The following is a 14,788-nucleotide window of genomic DNA, read 5'->3' as shown; positions in this document are numbered from 1 at the left end:
CGTCCGCGGCGTGCCCGATGACTACTGGCGAAGTGTTGCTGAAGGTGGAGAACCTGTCGGTCGAGTTCGACACGCCGCGGGGTGCGGTGCGGGCCGTCGACGGGGTGTCGTGGCAGGTGCGGGCGGGGGAGACGCTGGCGATCCTGGGGGAGTCGGGATCGGGGAAGAGCGTGTCGACGCAGGCGCTGACCGGGATCTTGGAGATGCCGCCGGGGCGGATCGTGTCCGGGACGGCGGAGTACCGCGGCGCCGACCTGATCGCGATGACGACCAGGGAGCGGCGCCGGATCGTCGGGGACCGGATCACGATGGTCTTCCAGGACTCGCTGTCGGCGCTGAACCCGGTGCAGTCGGTCGGGACGCAGATCGCCGAGTGCTACCGGGTGCACCGCGGGATGTCGAAGCGGGACGCGCTGAAGCGGGCCGCCGAGATGCTCGACCAGGTCCGGATCCCGGCCGCGGCGAAGCGGGCGCGGGACTATCCGCACGAGTTCTCCGGCGGGATGCGGCAGCGGGTGATGCTCGCGATGGCGCTCGCACTCGATCCCGACGTCCTGATCGCGGACGAGCCGACGACGGCACTCGACGTGACCGTGCAGGCGCAGATCCTGGAGCTGATCGCCGAGCTGCAGGCCGAGCGGGACATGGGTGTCGTGCTGATCACGCACGACCTCGGTGTGGTCTCGGACGTCGCCGACAACGTCGTGGTGATGTACGCCGGTCACGTCGTCGAGCGTGCCTCGACCGCGGCGGCGCTGGACCGGCCGGTGCATCCGTACACCGAGGGGCTGCTCGGCTCGATGCCGTCAGCGGACCTCAAAGGGCAGGAGCTGCCGACCATTCCGGGGACGCCGCCGTCGCTGCGGGCGATCCCGTCCGGCTGTGCGTTCCGGCCGCGCTGCCCGATCGCGATCGAGGACTGCGCACACGACGTACCGCCGTTGCTGACGGTCGCGCCGGGCCGGGACGCCGCCTGTATCCGGCGGACGACGCTGCTGGAGAGGGAGGCCGGCTGATGGCCGACGAGTTGCTGGTGGCAACTGAGCTGGTGAAGCACTACGACATCAGCCCGGCGCTGCATCTGGGGTCGAAGACGCTGGTCCGCGCTGTCGACGGCGTCGACCTGACGCTGCGCAAGGGGGAGTCGCTCGGCATCGTCGGCGAGTCCGGTTGCGGTAAGTCGACGCTGGTCCGGCTGCTTGCCGCACTGGAGAAGCCGACGTCCGGCGCGATCCGGTACGACGGTGTCGACGTCAGCAAGCTCCGGGGTCGCGAGCTGCGGCGCTGGCGGCGGAACGTCCAGGTCGTCTTCCAGGACCCGTACTCCAGTCTCAACCCGCGGATGCGGGTCGGTGAGATCGTTGCGGAGCCGCTGGAGGTCCACCCCGATGTGTCCAAGGGAATGGACATCCGCAAGCGGGTCCGCGAGCTGCTGGAGCTGGTCGGACTGCGGGCCGAGGACGAGACCAAGTTCCCGCATCAGTTTTCCGGTGGTCAGCGGCAGCGCATCGGTATCGCCCGCGCTATTGCACTCAATCCGGACGTGCTGCTCTGCGATGAACCGGTATCGGCGCTTGACCTGTCGGTGCAGGCTCAGGTGGTCAACCTGCTGATGCGGCTGCAGCGAGAGCTCGGTCTGAGCATTATCTTCGTCGCCCACGACCTGTCCGTCGTCCGGCACGTCTCTGACCGCGTCGCGGTGATGTACCTCGGTCGGGTCGCAGAGCTCGGCCAGCACCAGCAGGTGTACGACGCGCCCGGCCACCCCTATACGCAAGCGCTTCTGTCGGCCGAACCTGGTCTGGCACGGCAGGGCCGCAAGCGGATAGTTCTGGCCGGTGACCCGCCCTCTCCGGTCGCACCGCCGTCCGGCTGTCGTTTCCACACCCGCTGTCTGCGCGCCGAGGCTCGTTGCAGTACTGAGGAGCCGCAGCTGCGCGACATCCCGTCCGGTCAGGCAGTGGCCTGCCATTTCGCTGAGGATGCCCAGGCGGCGTACGGCGTTGAGACTTTGGTCTGAGATCCTGTTGCCCTCGACCACTTGGGTGAAAGGGTGCGGATGATCAAGGTCGGTGTGCTGGGGGCCAAGGGCAAGATGGGCGCTCAGACGTGCCTCGCGGTGGAAGAGGCGGCGGACTGCGAGCTCGTCGCGCAGCTGGGCCGGGGCGACGACCTGGCCGAGCTGACCAAGGCCGGAGCGCAGGTAGTGGTCGACCTGACCCAGCCCGAGGCCGTGATGACCAACCTGCAGTGGTGCGTCGAGAACGGCATCCACGCCGTCGTCGGGACGACGGGGTGGGACGAGGAGCGGCTGGCGACGCTGCGCTCCTGGCTGGACGCCGCACCGGGCGTCGGCGTCCTGATCGCGCCGAACTTCTCCATCGGCGCCATGCTGATGATGCAGTTCGCCGCGAAGGCGGCGCGGTTCTACGAGTCGGTCGAGATCATCGAGCTGCACCACCCGGACAAGGTGGACGCTCCGTCGGGTACTGCGCGGCGGACGGCCGAGCTGGTCGCGGCGGCGCGTCTGGAGGCCGGCAGCGTCCCGATTCCGGACTCGACGACCAAAGCGCTGGAGGGCGCTCGCGGTGCGGAGATCGAGGGCATCCGGGTGCACGGCGTCCGGCTGCGTGGCCTGATCGCGCACCAGGAGGTGCTGTTCGGCAACGAGGGCGAGATGCTGACGATCCGGCACGACTCGATGTCCCGGGTGTCGTTCATGGCCGGTGTGTTGCTCGGCGTCCGGCGGATCGTCGACACGCCCGGGCTGACCATCGGGCTCGAGAACTTCATGGACCTGTCCTAGATGACGGCCAAACGGGCGGCTGTCGTCCTGGCGGTGGTCTTCGCCGCGTACGCCGGTCTGCTCGGGTGGCGTGGGGTGCTGCTGATCGGGACGGGCGATCCGGTCGCGGTCGGCCTCGGTCTCGCCGTGCTGGTGATTCCGCTGCTCGGTCTGTACCTGGTGTGGCGCGAGCTGCGGTTCGGGACGCAGACCGAGGCGCTGGCGCGGGAGCTGGAGGCCGCGGGCGGGCTGCCGGTGGACGACCTGCCGCGGCGTCCGTCGGGCCGGATCGAGCGCGGCGCCGCCGACGCGGCGTTCGAGCGGTACCGGGCCGAGGCGGAGGCCGCGCCGGAGGACTGGCGGGTCTGGTTCCGGCTGTCCACGGCGTACGACGCGGCGGGCGACCGCAAGCGCGCACGGGCTACGATGCGGCGCGCGATCAGTCAGCACGACGCTGCGAATTCGCTGTGAGTTGGCTGGGAACGCACCGGGACAACTGACAACGCGGTACTGATCGAGATATTTTCTTGAGACGCTCGTGGCAACCGCCACGTGCGAGGCCGGAAACTGGGTGGAGCCGTCCTGTGTCGTCCGACGGATCTCGCCGCGGTTCGGACGATGTGCAGGGAGCGGGCTTCGGAGGCCTGTTGCGCCGGCACCGGCGAGACGCCGGGCTGTCGCAAGAGGGTTTGGCGGAGCTGGCTGGCTTGAGTGTCGACGCGATCGCGGCGTTGGAGAGAGGTCGTCGCCGTGCGCCGAGAGCGCACACTCTGCGACTCCTCGCGGACGCCCTGCGTCTGAACAGCACCGAGCGCACTCAGCTCACCACCTCCGCCCGTAAGGACACGGATTCGCCGCAGCCGGTGCTGCGCCGCCCGCCCGCCGCTCCGAACGAGCTGATCGGCCGTACGACGGAGCTGGCCGCGACTCGCCGCCTGCTGGGCCAGCGCGTAACGCGCTTGCTGACCCTGACCGGTCCCGGCGGCGTCGGAAAGACCAGACTGACGATGGCGCTGGCAGCCGAGCTGGCCGGCGACTATCCGGACGGCGTCTGCTGGGTGCCGCTGGATGCGCTGACGGACGCCGCTGCGGTCGCTCCGGAGGTCGCTGCGTCGATTGGGCTCGCCGATTCCGGCCGCCTGATCGAGGAGATCGCGGAGCAGGTCGGCCAGCGCTCGATGCTGCTCGTGTTCGACAACTGCTCGCATGTGGTCGCTGCAGTCGGTCAGATCTGCGCCGCGCTGCTGGAGTCCTGCCCGAACCTGGCCATCCTGGCCTCCAGCCGCGAGCTCCTACGCGTCGCCGGCGAGAGCGTGTACGTCGTCCCGTCGCTGGCGCTCCCGCCGGGCGAGGACCGCGCCGAGGAGTCGGCTGCCGTCCGCCTGTTCGTCGAGCGTGCCACCGCACGCGGCTACGACCCGACCGGGCAGCTTGAGCAGGTCACTCGGGTCGTTCGCCGGTTGGAGGGGATGCCGCTAGCGATCGAGCTGGCCGCCGCCCGGACCAACGTGATGACGATCGAAGAGCTGGCCGGTGAGCTGGAGACGTCGTTCGGCATCCTGGCCGGTGGCTCCCGGACTGCGTCCCCGCGGCAGCAGTCGATGCATGGCGCGATCGAGTGGAGCCACGACCTGCTGACGGCGGCGGAGCGGGATGTGTTCGCTCAGCTGTCCGTGTTCGTCGGCGGCTGGTCGCTGAATGCGGCCGCGACGGTGATGTCCGGCCAGACCGCGCCTGGGTCGGCGGAGCGTGCTGACGCGCTCGACCTGACCGGCCGACTGGCGGACAAGTCGCTGATCCGCGTCGCTCGGCACCGCGGTGTCGCGCGCTACTACATGCTGGCGGTGATCCGCGAGTACGCCGCTGACCGGCTGGCCGCCAGTGGCAGCCTGGACGAGGCGGCTCGTCGGCATGCGGAGTTCTACATCGCGCTGGCAGAGCAGGCCGAGCGCGAGCTGCGCGGCGCCAGCCAGGAGGAGTGGCTGGACCGGCTCCAAGGTGAGCTGGACAACCTGCGGGCCGCGATGGCGTGGGCGTTGCAGACCCGGTCGGTCAGCGCGGCGCTTCGGTTGTCCGGTGCGCTTTGGTTGTTCTGCTACCTCCGCGGCCACTACGCCGAAGGTGGGCAGTGGCTGGAGCGGGCGCTGGCGCTGGCAGAGGCCGAGTCGGTGACCGACGCGGCGGCGTCCGCCAAGGCCAACCTCGGTGCGGGCATGCTGGCGTTCCTGCAGTGTGAGTACGACGTCGCGACGGCCCGGCTGGAGACCGCGCGAGCGCAGTACGAAGAACTTGGGGACGTCGCTGGGCGGGCCCTCGTTATGCAGCGGCTCGGGGGAGTGGCGCGCGAGCGCGGCGACTACCGGGCCGCCGAGGACCTGCACTGCATGAGCTACGACCTTTACGAGAGCCTCGGCGACCAGAACGGGATGTCGTGGGCGCACAACCACCTGGGCTTCGTCGCCTGGCTGCGTGGTGACCTGGACATCGCTGAGCGCCGCTGCGGCCGTGCACGGGACAGCTTCCGCCGGCTCGGGGACGGCGAGGGGCTGGCGTGGTCGCTGATCAGTCTGGGGGCGATCGCGCAGTACCGGGGTGAGCTGGTCGAGGCGGAAGGGCTACTGCAGGAGAGCCTGGCGCTGTCGCAGCGGCTCGGCTACCGCGAGGGTGTGGCCTGGTCGCTCAACCAGCTCGGCATCGTCGAGCGCCGTCGCGGGCTGACCGAGCGTGCGGTGCATCTGCTCGACGAGAGCCTCGCCGAGCATCGTGACCTCGGCGACCGCTGGCGTTCGGCCAGCGTCCTCGAGGAGCTGGCCGCAGTGGCTCAGCAGCGCGGCCGCAGCGAGTATGCGGCGTTCCTGCTCGGTGCCGCGGACGGCGTCCGCGAAGTCATCCAGGCGCCGGTGCCGCAGGTCGAGAAACGCGACTACCAGGGGACGCGCAGCGCGATCGAGGAGTCGCTGGACAGACGCGTCTTCCGGACGGCGTGGTCGGCCGGGCGCTCCGCGCCGCTGGCGGCTGTCGCCGACGGTTATCCACCGCCGAACAACGCCCCGGATCCGGACCGGTCCCGCTACCTGTAGCGACGGCCCCGGCGATCAGCAGTCCACCAGAGCTGCTGATCGGCGGGAGACGTGCCTCGCGGAGCACCACGACCTGGGGGATCGAAGGTGCCCCGCGAGGGATCTGGGGAGCGACGGGCCTCGCGTGACCCGGCCGGCTGCGCCTCTGTCTGACCCCCCAGGCAGTCCCCCCACCTTGCAGCCGGCCGAAGCCACGTTCGGCGGTGGGAACCGTCGTCGAGCCCTCCCAGTCGACGACGGGTTCCCCCGCGCTGCACCAAGGTTCCCGAAGTCACGCTGCGTCGCACAGGGACGGAACCCTGACATCGCCCTGACAAATATGTCCTGACAACGAAGGCATCCGGGGAATTTCGCCGACCGTGACCGGGACCTGTCCGTGCGTATAACGAAACCGGCCCCGGGAATGCCCCGACGGAATGCGTTCAAACGTTTGGTCGCTGCCGATTCGTGATGAATTCAGCGCAGATAACCGGAAATGGCCGCGGAGAATCCCTGGATCCGGCGCAGCGGCGACCGATCCCGCAGCTGGGCGGCCGGGACGTCGGCGTCCGCGCCGGGCACGTCCGGGACCGGGTTCGGCGCCGGGATGCCCTCGCCGCGGCAGCTGACATCCTGGCGCGGCGCGCGGCCGGTGGACAGGAACGTGTCGACGATCCGGTCGGCGCAGCGGTTCACGCCGCCGTACACGCCGTGGTCGCCCTCGCCGGTCACGGTCAGCAGCCGGGAGCCGGCGTACCGCTGGTGGGCCGCTGTGGCGAGTGAGTAGCTGGTGGCGGGGTCGTGAGCGCTCTGGACCATCAGAGTCGTGGGGAGGCCCTTGCCGGTCGGCTGCGGCAGGTTCAGCCGCGGGCGGTCCCAGTAGAAGCACGGGTTCTCGTTCACGGTCCAGCCGATCAGCGGGTTCCGCGGCCCGAGCCGGCCGGCCAGCTGGTCGGCGTGCTCCTGCCCCTGCGGCCAGGCGGTGTCGTTACAGGTGACGGCGGTGAAGGTCGCGTCCTCGTAGTCGTCGCCGAGCGGCACCAGGCCGACCGGCGTCCGGTGCGCACGCCGGACCAGCTCGTGCTGGCGGGCGGTGGACAAGGCGTCGACCTTGCGCTGGGCCGCCCGCGGGCCGCCCTTTGCCTGGGTCGCCGAAAGGTCCTGGAGAAATGCCAGGTCGAGGGCCAGCGAGTAGAAGTCGAGTTTTGTATACATATCCCCGGCGACCATCTGGTCCAGGCTGTTCTGGTCGTAGGTGATGCGGACCGAGCCGTCCAGGAATTCCTCGGTGACCGGCTGCTTCTTGAGCGCGGAGCGTAACCGTTCGTAGCCGCGGACGACGAGCCGCGGCGACGTACCGAGGTGCAGCCGGTCGTCGTACTTGGCCGCCCAGGTCGCGAAGTCCTCCCGGAACCGGCGTTCGAAGGCGGCCGGCTGGGCCGCGAAGCTGGTCATCCAGGGGCTGGTGAAGTCGGTGTTGGAGTCCAGCACGAACCGGCCGACGTGCTGCGGGAAGTAGGCCTGGTAGTACGCGCCCATCCAGGTGCCGGCCGAGTAGCCGACGAAGTCGATCGTGGCGAAGCCGAGCAGCTGCCGGATCAGGTCCATGTCCTGCACGGTCTGCGCGGTGGTGATGTAGGGGAGCAGACCGCGGGACTGCCGATCGCAGTACGCCTGGTGCAGGCCGGAGGCAGCGGCGATCAGGTCGAGGTTCCACGGGTCGCGGTCGCGGGCGTCCATCGTGTAACCCGGTGCGCCCTGACAGGTGATGTTGGTGCTCTCACCGGTGCCGCGCGGGTCGAAGCCGACTGCCAGGTGGGTCTTGGCCAGTGCAGGCTGGCCGGCCAGGAAGGGCGCCATACCGAGCCCTGCGCCGCCAGGGCCGCCAGGGTTGCCGAACACGACCCGGCTCGGTTTGCCGCGCTCTGGTGCGACTTTGCTGACCGCGATCTGGATGTCGTGCCCGGATGACTGCTTGGCCCAGTCCCGTGGCGCGGTGATCTTCGTGCAGAACGTCCGCAGCTCCTCGCCGCCGCACTGCCGCCAGCTGAGCTTCTGGTCCAGGTACTTGTTCGCGACCGGCCGTGCCTTGTCGACGATCACCCCCGGCTCCATCGAGGCGGTCGCTCCCGATCCGGGAACGATCAGGACGGCGGTGGCGGAAAGCCCCAGGCCGACGGCCAGGGAGGCGAGCTTCATACAGACTCCAACGGCAAAACGTGATCGGACCGTCGCAATCTGTCATGTCGGCTGCGGGCGGTCGAGCACCACCCCCGGCCCGGCGTCGATCAGCTGTCGGCTGCGGGCGGCAGGAAGTAGGCCAGCATCCGGACCCGGCGCGCGTCCTCGGTCGGCCCGGTCCGTTGCAGATAAGGCATCAACAGCGTTTCCAGGTCCTCCTGCACCTTCCGCAGCTCTGCTGCGGTCAGCCACATACCTGCGTTGAACAGACCCGCCGATCGGGCCCAGTCCACGTCCAGCAACGGCTCGGTGTCCTCGACCCATTCACGCGGCACATGCTCGTAGCTGAGCAGCATTGCGCTGCTCAGCGCCCGCGCGGCCTCCTGGACATCGACTGGTCCGCCCTCGGGGATTTCGAAGAACAGCCCGCGCCCACAGGCCTCCCAGTCGTCGTCGACTCGGCGGACCAGGCCCACTGCGGCCAGCTGGTCCAGATGCCCGGCCGCCTCGGCCGCGCTGACCTCTACCGCAGCGCCCAGCTCAGCTGTCGACGCTGCGCCGTGCCGAGTCAGCTGATCCATCAGAGCCAGCCGCACCGGCTGTGCCAAGGCTCGCATCGCCGCGGCCTCGGTCAGCACCATGTCCCCGACCTCGTTAACCCGCACCTCTGTCATGCGGGTCAGCGTGCCACCTATTCCGGGGCGTCGGCAGGGTCGGTATGCAGACGGATCTGCTTGATGCGCACCGAGCCGTCGCCGTAGAGGTCGAGCTCGCGGTGCGCGGTGTCCGGGGCCCAGCCCGCTTCGGTGTAGAACGCGCGGGTGGTGTCGTCGGTGGCGTTGACCCAGACAGTGACGCGCTTGAAGCCGTCGGCGCGGACTGTGTCGACCACTGCGTTCAGAAGCCGGGAGCCGTGACCTGCGCGGGTCGCATCAGGCTGGACGGCGAGTTCGGCGATCAGAGCGTCGTTGCGCGGGTCGGCGTCCGGGTCGTCCGACGGAGTGATCGCAGCGAAGCCGACGAGCGTCCGGCCGGCCAGCGCGACCATGACTCGGTTGCGGGCCTCGCCGGGCGCGACCAGCGCGGCCCGCCACTGGGCTGCGAACTGTGCGGGGTCGAGGTCGGCCAGCACCTCGACCGGCAGCAGGCCGGCGTACGCCGCGCGCCACGCCGCGACCTGGACTTCGCCGATCGCGTTCGCCTCGGCGGGCAACGCGAGCCGCACGCTCGTCTCGGCGACCGGGCTCTCGCCGGACAGCTCGGTCAGATTCGCGGGCTCGGGCACGCCGAAGTCACTCATGGGGTCATCCTCCCAAGGCAGCGTCGCCGGCCGGACACCAGGTCCGGCCGGCGACTGTCCGCTCAGTAGACGAGTTTGCGGAGCAGCGTCTCGGCTGGACCGCGGTAGGAGCGGCGGCTCATCGCGTAGGCGCCGGCGACCGACAGCAGCCAGACGCCGACAGCACAGCCGAGAGCGACGTACGCCGTACTCCCGGTGCGGTGTCCGAGGTCGAGAGTGAAGGGGGCCAGCAGAGCCATCCAGGAGACCGATTGGAACAGGTAGCCCGACATCGAGCGCTGGCCGAGCGCGGAGATTGCTCGGACCGGCAGGGTGCGCGTGGTGATCCGGGCGACGAGCAGTCCGAACAGAGCGACGTACCCAGGGCCACCGAACATGCCGCTGACGTGTGAGAGCAGGCTGAGGGCGTTCACTGCGGCTTCGTCGACGTGCAGCCAGCCTGCACCGACCAGTGCCAGCGGCAGACCGCCCAGAACGGTGAGGCTCGTGCTGACTGCGGCGACGCGGGTGAGCAGCGTGCGGTGCGCGGCCGGGTTCTCCAGGATCTGATTGCGGGCGGCCCAGATGCCCAGCCAGACCACCATGACGAAGCCGATCACGCTCGCGGTGTGCAGCGGGTACTCCTGCAGCCGCTCGACGACGCTCGCGCCGTACGACGCCGCGGCCAGCGACGGGTTGGGGTCGTTGGTCAGCGAATGAACCTGTCCAGAGCTGTTCAGTACCGCGAGCGCACCGGAGACCGCGCAGTACAGCACGTACACGATCTCGAGGGCCCAGATCCCGATCACGATCCGATGGAACTTGTCGCCGCGGTTGAGCAGGAGCAGCGTGCAGATGATGCCGACGATGCCGTACGCACCGAGGAAGTCGCCGAAGTACAGCAGCGTCGCGTGCACGAGGCCGAAGGCGATCAGCCAGCCGTTGCGCTTGAGCAGGATCCGCCGGACGGCGCCGGGCGTCGCGCCGGACGAGCGCTGCCGCCGGGCGAGCTGGACGAGGCCGTAGCCGAACATCACCGCGAACACCGGATAGGCCCGGGCGTCGACGAAGGTGAGTTTGAGCAGGTTCAGCACCCGCTCGAGGCCGTGCGGCGCGCTCTCGACGCCGGGCTGGCCGGCGAACGCGAAGTTGGCGCTGTTGGCCAGTGCGATCAGCAGCAGCATCGCCCCGCGGATCAGGTCGGGGGCGAGCGCGCGTTCGGTACCGGTGACCGGTCCGCGGTGATCGGCGGCCGGGAGGCTCTGCGTGGTCACGGGGATCCACCTCTCAAAACTGTGTAGTCCTTGAACTGTTACCTCGATCCTGCCGCCCGCCGGACCGCGGCCCCAGTGCGCTGCGCCCCCTTCCGGGGTGGGGCCAGCACCACCCTTGTGACACCTGTCGTCGATCTGGAGAAAAAGTGTCACAACTGGGCTATGCTGACGCGTATGGACAGCTTTCAGGCGACCATCGACGCCGACGGCCGGATCGAGCCGCGGGACGCGATGCCGGAGGGGTACCGCAAGACCCTGATCCGGCAGATCGCGCAGCACGCGCACTCGGAGATCATCGGCATGCAGCCCGAAGGCAACTGGATCAGCCGGGCGCCGTCGCTGCGCCGCAAGGCGATCCTGATGGCCAAGGTCCAGGACGAGGCCGGCCACGGCCTCTACCTGTACGCCGCCGCCGAGACGCTCGGCGTGGATCGGGCCGAGCTGCTCGACCTGCTGCACGCGGGCCGCCAGAAGTACTCCAGCATCTTCAACTACCCGACGCTGACCTGGGCCGACATCGGTGCGATCGGCTGGCTGGTCGACGGCGCCGCGATCGTGAACCAGGTCCCGCTGTGCCGCTGCTCCTACGGGCCGTACGCGCGCGCCATGGTCCGGGTCTGCAAGGAGGAGTCGTTCCACCAGCGGCAGGGGTTCGAGATCCTGCATTCGCTGTGCAACGGCACTCCGGGCCAGAAGGCCATGGCACAGGACGCGCTGGACCGCTGGTGGTGGCCGTCGCTGATGATGTTCGGCCCGCCGGACGCCGCCTCGACGCACTCCGAGCAGTCGATGGCCTGGGGGATCAAACGGCACAGCAACGACGAGCTGCGGCAGCGCTTCGTCGACATGACCGTCCCGCAAGCCGACGTCCTCGGGCTGCGCGTTCCGGACGACGGTCTGGTGTACGACGAGAGCACGGGGCACTACAGCTTCACCGAGCCGGACTATGCCGAGCTGTACGAGGTGGTGAAGGGCAACGGGCCCTGTAACGAGAAGCGGCTGGCGCATCGGGTGAAGGCGCACGAGGACGGCGCATGGGTCCGTGAGGCCGCAGCGGCGTACGCAGCGAAGCGTCAGGAGGCTGTGGCATGAGCATCGAGCCGTTGTGGGAGGTCTTCGTCCGGTCGCGCCGTGGGCTGTCGCACACCCATGTCGGGTCGCTGCACGCGCCAGACGCGACGATGGCGCTGCGGAACGCGCGTGACGTCTACACGCGTCGCCAGGAGGGCGTGTCGATCTGGGTGGTGCGGGCGACCGACCTGACCGCCTCCAGCCCGGACGAGAAGGACGAGTTCTTCGACCCGGCCGGTGACAAGGTCTACCGGCACCCGACGTTCTACGAGGTCCCGGAAGGTGTCGAGCACCTGTGAGCGACCTCTTCGACTACGCCGTCCGGCTGGGTGACGACGCGCTGATCGCGGCGCAGCGCACGGCCGAGTGGATCGCGGCCGCGCCGCAGCTCGAGGAGGATGTTGCCCTCGGCAACATCGGGCTCGACCAGCTCGGGCAGGCCCGCTCGCTGCTGCAGTACGCCGGTTCGCTGGACGGCCGCACCGAGGACGACCTGGCCTACTTCCGCGAGGAGCGCGAGTTCCGCAACCTGCAGCTGTGCGAGCTGCCGAACGGCGACTTCGCGCACGCCATGGCCCGCCTGCTCTACTTCGCCACCTACCAGCACCTCCTCTACGAAGAGCTGCGGACGTGCGCCGACGAGACGCTGTCCGGGGTCGCGGGGAAGGCCGTCAAGGAGGTGGCGTATCACGTCGACCATGCGACGCAGTGGGTGCTGCGGCTGGGTGACGGCACCGAAGAGAGCCACCGCCGGATGCAGGCCGCGCTGGAGGCGCTCTGGCCGTACACCGGCGAGATGTTCGAGTCGGATGAGCTGGTCCGCCGGCTGGCGGTTGCCGTCGACCCGGCGTCGCTACGCGCCGACTGGGAGCGCCGCGTGCTCGCCGTGATCGACGAGTCGACTTGTAGTCGCCCGGAGGCGTCGTACCAGCACACCGGCGGTCGCAGCGGTCGTCACACCGAGCACTTGGGGTACCTGCTGGCCGAGCTGCAGCATGTGGCGCGTTCACACCCGGGTGCGACGTGGTGACCGACGCTGCGATCCTCGACGCGGTCGGAGAGGTCGCAGACCCAGAGGTGCCGGTGCTGACCATCGCCGACCTCGGCGTACTGCGTGGCGTGCGGCATGAAGGTGATGAGGTCGTCGTGACGATCACACCGACGTACTCCGGCTGCCCAGCGATGGACCTCATCCGGCACGAGGTAGAGCTCACGCTGAACCACCTGGGCGTCGACGGCCGGGTCGAAACCGTACTGTCACCGGCCTGGACGACGGACTGGATGAGCGACGCCGGAAAGTCGAAGCTGACCGAGTACGGCATCGCACCGCCGACCGGAACGCGTGCGGTTGGCGGTCCGGTGATGCTGGCGCTGACGATCCGCTGCCCGCTCTGCGGCTCGCCGGACACGACAGAGCTCAGCCGCTTCGGTTCGACGTCCTGTAAGTCGCTCTGGCGCTGCAACAGCTGCCGCGAGCCCTTCGATCATTTCAAGGCGATCTGATGACTACTGCGATTGCACCGCGGCGGCGGGCGACGTTCCACGCGCTGAAGGTGGCGGCGATCGATGCGATCACCGACGACTCGGTCGCGATCACCTTCGCCGTACCGCCCGAGCTGGCGGGGGAGTACGAGTTCACCGCCGGCCAGCACCTGACGGTTCGGCGTACGGGGGAGGACGTCCGGCGCAGCTACTCGATCTGCTCACCCGCCGGCTCCGGCGTCCTGCGGATCGGTGTGAAGCGCATCCCGGGCGGCACCTTCTCGGCGTACGCGGCGCAGGAGCTGAAGGTCGGCGACGAGCTCGAGGTGATGACGCCACTCGGCCGTTTCGGGACGACGCTCGACGCGGCCAACGCCAAGCACTACGCGTTCGTGGCCGCGGGCAGCGGCATCACACCGGTCCTGTCACTGGTGTCGACGATCCTCTCGGTGGAGCCGTCCAGCCGAGTCACCCTGCTCTACGGAAACCGGACCGCGGGCTCGGTGATGTTCGCCGACGACCTGGCCGACCTGAAAGACGTGTACGCCGAGCGCCTCCATCTGGTGCACGTGCTGTCGCGGGAGTCCACCGAGGTGGAGCTGTTCAGCGGCCGCATCGACACCGACCGGCTGAAGCGCATGTTCGCGACGATCCTTCCGATCGCCGGCGTCGACGAGTGGTTCCTCTGCGGTCCCTACGCGATGGTCGTCGGCGCCCAGGAGCTGCTACTCGCCGAAGGCGTCGCCCGCGAGCACGTCCACGCCGAGCTCTTCCATGTCGGCGACGAAGCGCCGAAAGCGCCCGTCGAGGAGGCTGCCGCCGAGGCGGACGCCGCACAGGTCACTGTGATCCTGGACGGCCGCCGATCGACCTTCGCGCTGGGCGAGCACGGCCGACCCGTCCTGGACGCAACCCTCGCCGTCCGGTCGGATGCCCCCTTCGCCTGCAAAGGCGGCGTCTGCGGCACCTGCCGCGCCAAAGTCGTCGACGGCGCCGTCCGCATGGACACCAACTGGGCCCTCGAACCCGACGAGATCCGCGCCGGCTACGTCCTCACCTGCCAGTCCCACCCCACCACCCCCGCCGTAACCCTCGACTTCGACGCCTGACTCCCGCGTGTCGGTGGGTAATTCGGTGGTGCGCGTCCGTGCGGTGCCGAAAGATACGCGGCATGAAGGTGACACCGACGCGAGATGCGACCGAAGTCGACCAGGCGGCGCGGATCTGGGCGGAGACCACGGCCGCTCGGGACGGCGAAGCCACCGTGCCGAGCCTCGATCTGGCCCGTCCGGTGATTCAGTCCGTCCTCGATGCCTCGCCGGAGTCGTTCCTGCTGATGGCCTACTCGCCGGAGGTGGCCGACGCCGTGGGCTTCGCCGCCGTGGAGCCGGTTGACGCGACAGTTGCCGAGCTGCGGTACCTCGGCGTCCGCCCGGCCGCGTGGGGCGGAGGTGTGGCGCGATCGCTGCTGACCGAGCTGCCGACACATGCGAGTGGGCTCGGGTTCAAGAGTCTTCGGCTGAGCGTCTACGCCGACAACGTGCGTGCGGTCGAGCTCTACCTGCGGCTGGCGTGGGTCGCCGACGGCGAACCGGTGCCGCATCCCCGCAGCGGTCGCCTCGAACAGCGCTACGTCCTCAGCCTCGGCTGAACGGCA

The 14,788-nt window shown here is 69.5% G+C and carries 15 protein-coding genes; 11 read left to right on the top strand and 4 right to left on the bottom strand.

The window, feature by feature from the left end:
- The first annotated feature begins 17 nt into the window (after positions 1-17).
- The 5 genes from ACZ6ZD_RS16910 (at position 18) to ACZ6ZD_RS16890 (ending at position 5,865) form a co-directional block, all read left to right on the top strand.
- Complete coding sequence (locus ACZ6ZD_RS16910) at positions 18-1,016, top strand: ABC transporter ATP-binding protein (RefSeq protein ID WP_465673005.1); 999 nt, start codon at positions 18-20, stop codon at positions 1,014-1,016.
- Complete coding sequence (locus ACZ6ZD_RS16905; protein WP_465673004.1) at positions 1,016-2,020, top strand: ABC transporter ATP-binding protein; 1,005 nt, start codon at positions 1,016-1,018, stop codon at positions 2,018-2,020. Before ACZ6ZD_RS16910 ends, ACZ6ZD_RS16905 begins: the two co-directional genes overlap by 1 nt.
- 39 nt (positions 2,021-2,059) lie before the next feature.
- Positions 2,060-2,806, top strand: a complete 747-nt coding sequence (dapB, locus tag ACZ6ZD_RS16900; RefSeq protein ID WP_465673003.1) for a 4-hydroxy-tetrahydrodipicolinate reductase — start codon at positions 2,060-2,062, stop codon at positions 2,804-2,806.
- Positions 2,807-3,256: a hypothetical protein gene (locus tag ACZ6ZD_RS16895; RefSeq protein WP_465673001.1), complete on the top strand. Its 450-nt coding sequence runs from the start codon at positions 2,807-2,809 to the stop codon at positions 3,254-3,256.
- A 113-nt stretch (positions 3,257-3,369) separates the two neighbouring features.
- Positions 3,370-5,865, top strand: coding sequence for an ATP-binding protein (locus tag ACZ6ZD_RS16890; RefSeq protein WP_465672999.1), 2,496 nt, complete (start codon positions 3,370-3,372; stop codon positions 5,863-5,865).
- A gap of 456 nt (positions 5,866-6,321) precedes the next feature.
- Here the strand turns inward: ACZ6ZD_RS16890 and ACZ6ZD_RS16885 are convergent, their stop codons facing one another.
- The 4 genes from ACZ6ZD_RS16885 to ACZ6ZD_RS16870 all read right to left on the bottom strand — a co-directional run bounded on the left by ACZ6ZD_RS16885 (position 6,322) and on the right by ACZ6ZD_RS16870 (position 10,578).
- Positions 6,322-8,043 carry an alpha/beta hydrolase gene (locus tag ACZ6ZD_RS16885; RefSeq protein WP_465672997.1) on the bottom strand — a complete coding sequence of 574 codons (1,722 nt, stop codon included), beginning with the start codon at positions 8,041-8,043 and terminating at the stop codon, positions 6,322-6,324.
- 89 nt (positions 8,044-8,132) lie between these two features.
- Positions 8,133-8,699 (bottom strand): helix-turn-helix domain-containing protein, encoded by a 567-nt coding sequence (locus ACZ6ZD_RS16880; RefSeq protein WP_465672995.1) that lies wholly within the window; start codon positions 8,697-8,699, stop codon positions 8,133-8,135.
- Positions 8,700-8,716: 17 nt separating this feature from the next.
- Positions 8,717-9,325: a GNAT family N-acetyltransferase gene (locus ACZ6ZD_RS16875; RefSeq protein WP_465672993.1), complete on the bottom strand. Its 609-nt coding sequence runs from the start codon at positions 9,323-9,325 to the stop codon at positions 8,717-8,719.
- 62 nt (positions 9,326-9,387) lie between these two features.
- Positions 9,388-10,578 carry a DUF418 domain-containing protein gene (locus ACZ6ZD_RS16870; protein WP_465672991.1) on the bottom strand — a complete coding sequence of 397 codons (1,191 nt, stop codon included), beginning with the start codon at positions 10,576-10,578 and terminating at the stop codon, positions 9,388-9,390.
- A 174-nt stretch (positions 10,579-10,752) separates the two neighbouring features.
- Between ACZ6ZD_RS16870 and paaA the strand changes: the two genes are divergently transcribed.
- The 6 genes from paaA to ACZ6ZD_RS16840 all read left to right on the top strand — a co-directional run bounded on the left by paaA (position 10,753) and on the right by ACZ6ZD_RS16840 (position 14,782).
- Positions 10,753-11,670, top strand: coding sequence for a 1,2-phenylacetyl-CoA epoxidase subunit PaaA (paaA, locus tag ACZ6ZD_RS16865; RefSeq protein ID WP_465672989.1), 918 nt, complete (start codon positions 10,753-10,755; stop codon positions 11,668-11,670).
- Positions 11,667-11,948, top strand: a complete 282-nt coding sequence (gene paaB / locus ACZ6ZD_RS16860; protein WP_465672987.1) for a 1,2-phenylacetyl-CoA epoxidase subunit PaaB — start codon at positions 11,667-11,669, stop codon at positions 11,946-11,948. Before paaA ends, paaB begins: the two co-directional genes overlap by 4 nt.
- Positions 11,945-12,679: a 1,2-phenylacetyl-CoA epoxidase subunit PaaC gene (gene paaC / locus ACZ6ZD_RS16855; RefSeq protein WP_465672985.1), complete on the top strand. Its 735-nt coding sequence runs from the start codon at positions 11,945-11,947 to the stop codon at positions 12,677-12,679. Before paaB ends, paaC begins: the two co-directional genes overlap by 4 nt.
- Entirely contained in the window at positions 12,676-13,152 is a 477-nt protein-coding gene (paaD, locus tag ACZ6ZD_RS16850) for a 1,2-phenylacetyl-CoA epoxidase subunit PaaD (RefSeq protein ID WP_465672983.1), read from the top strand. The genes paaC and paaD overlap by 4 nt, the downstream gene beginning before the upstream one ends.
- On the top strand, positions 13,152-14,240 hold the full coding sequence (paaE, locus tag ACZ6ZD_RS16845) for a 1,2-phenylacetyl-CoA epoxidase subunit PaaE (RefSeq protein ID WP_465672981.1): 1,089 nt from the start codon (positions 13,152-13,154) through the stop codon (positions 14,238-14,240). The genes paaD and paaE overlap by 1 nt, the downstream gene beginning before the upstream one ends.
- A 62-nt stretch (positions 14,241-14,302) precedes the next feature.
- On the top strand, positions 14,303-14,782 hold the full coding sequence (locus ACZ6ZD_RS16840; protein ID WP_465672979.1) for a GNAT family N-acetyltransferase: 480 nt from the start codon (positions 14,303-14,305) through the stop codon (positions 14,780-14,782).
- The last annotated feature ends 6 nt before the right edge of the window (positions 14,783-14,788 follow it).

The sequence above is a fragment of the Kribbella sp. NPDC104218 genome (genome assembly GCF_055584105.1).
This window is presented reverse-complemented; position numbering and strand designations above follow the sequence as displayed.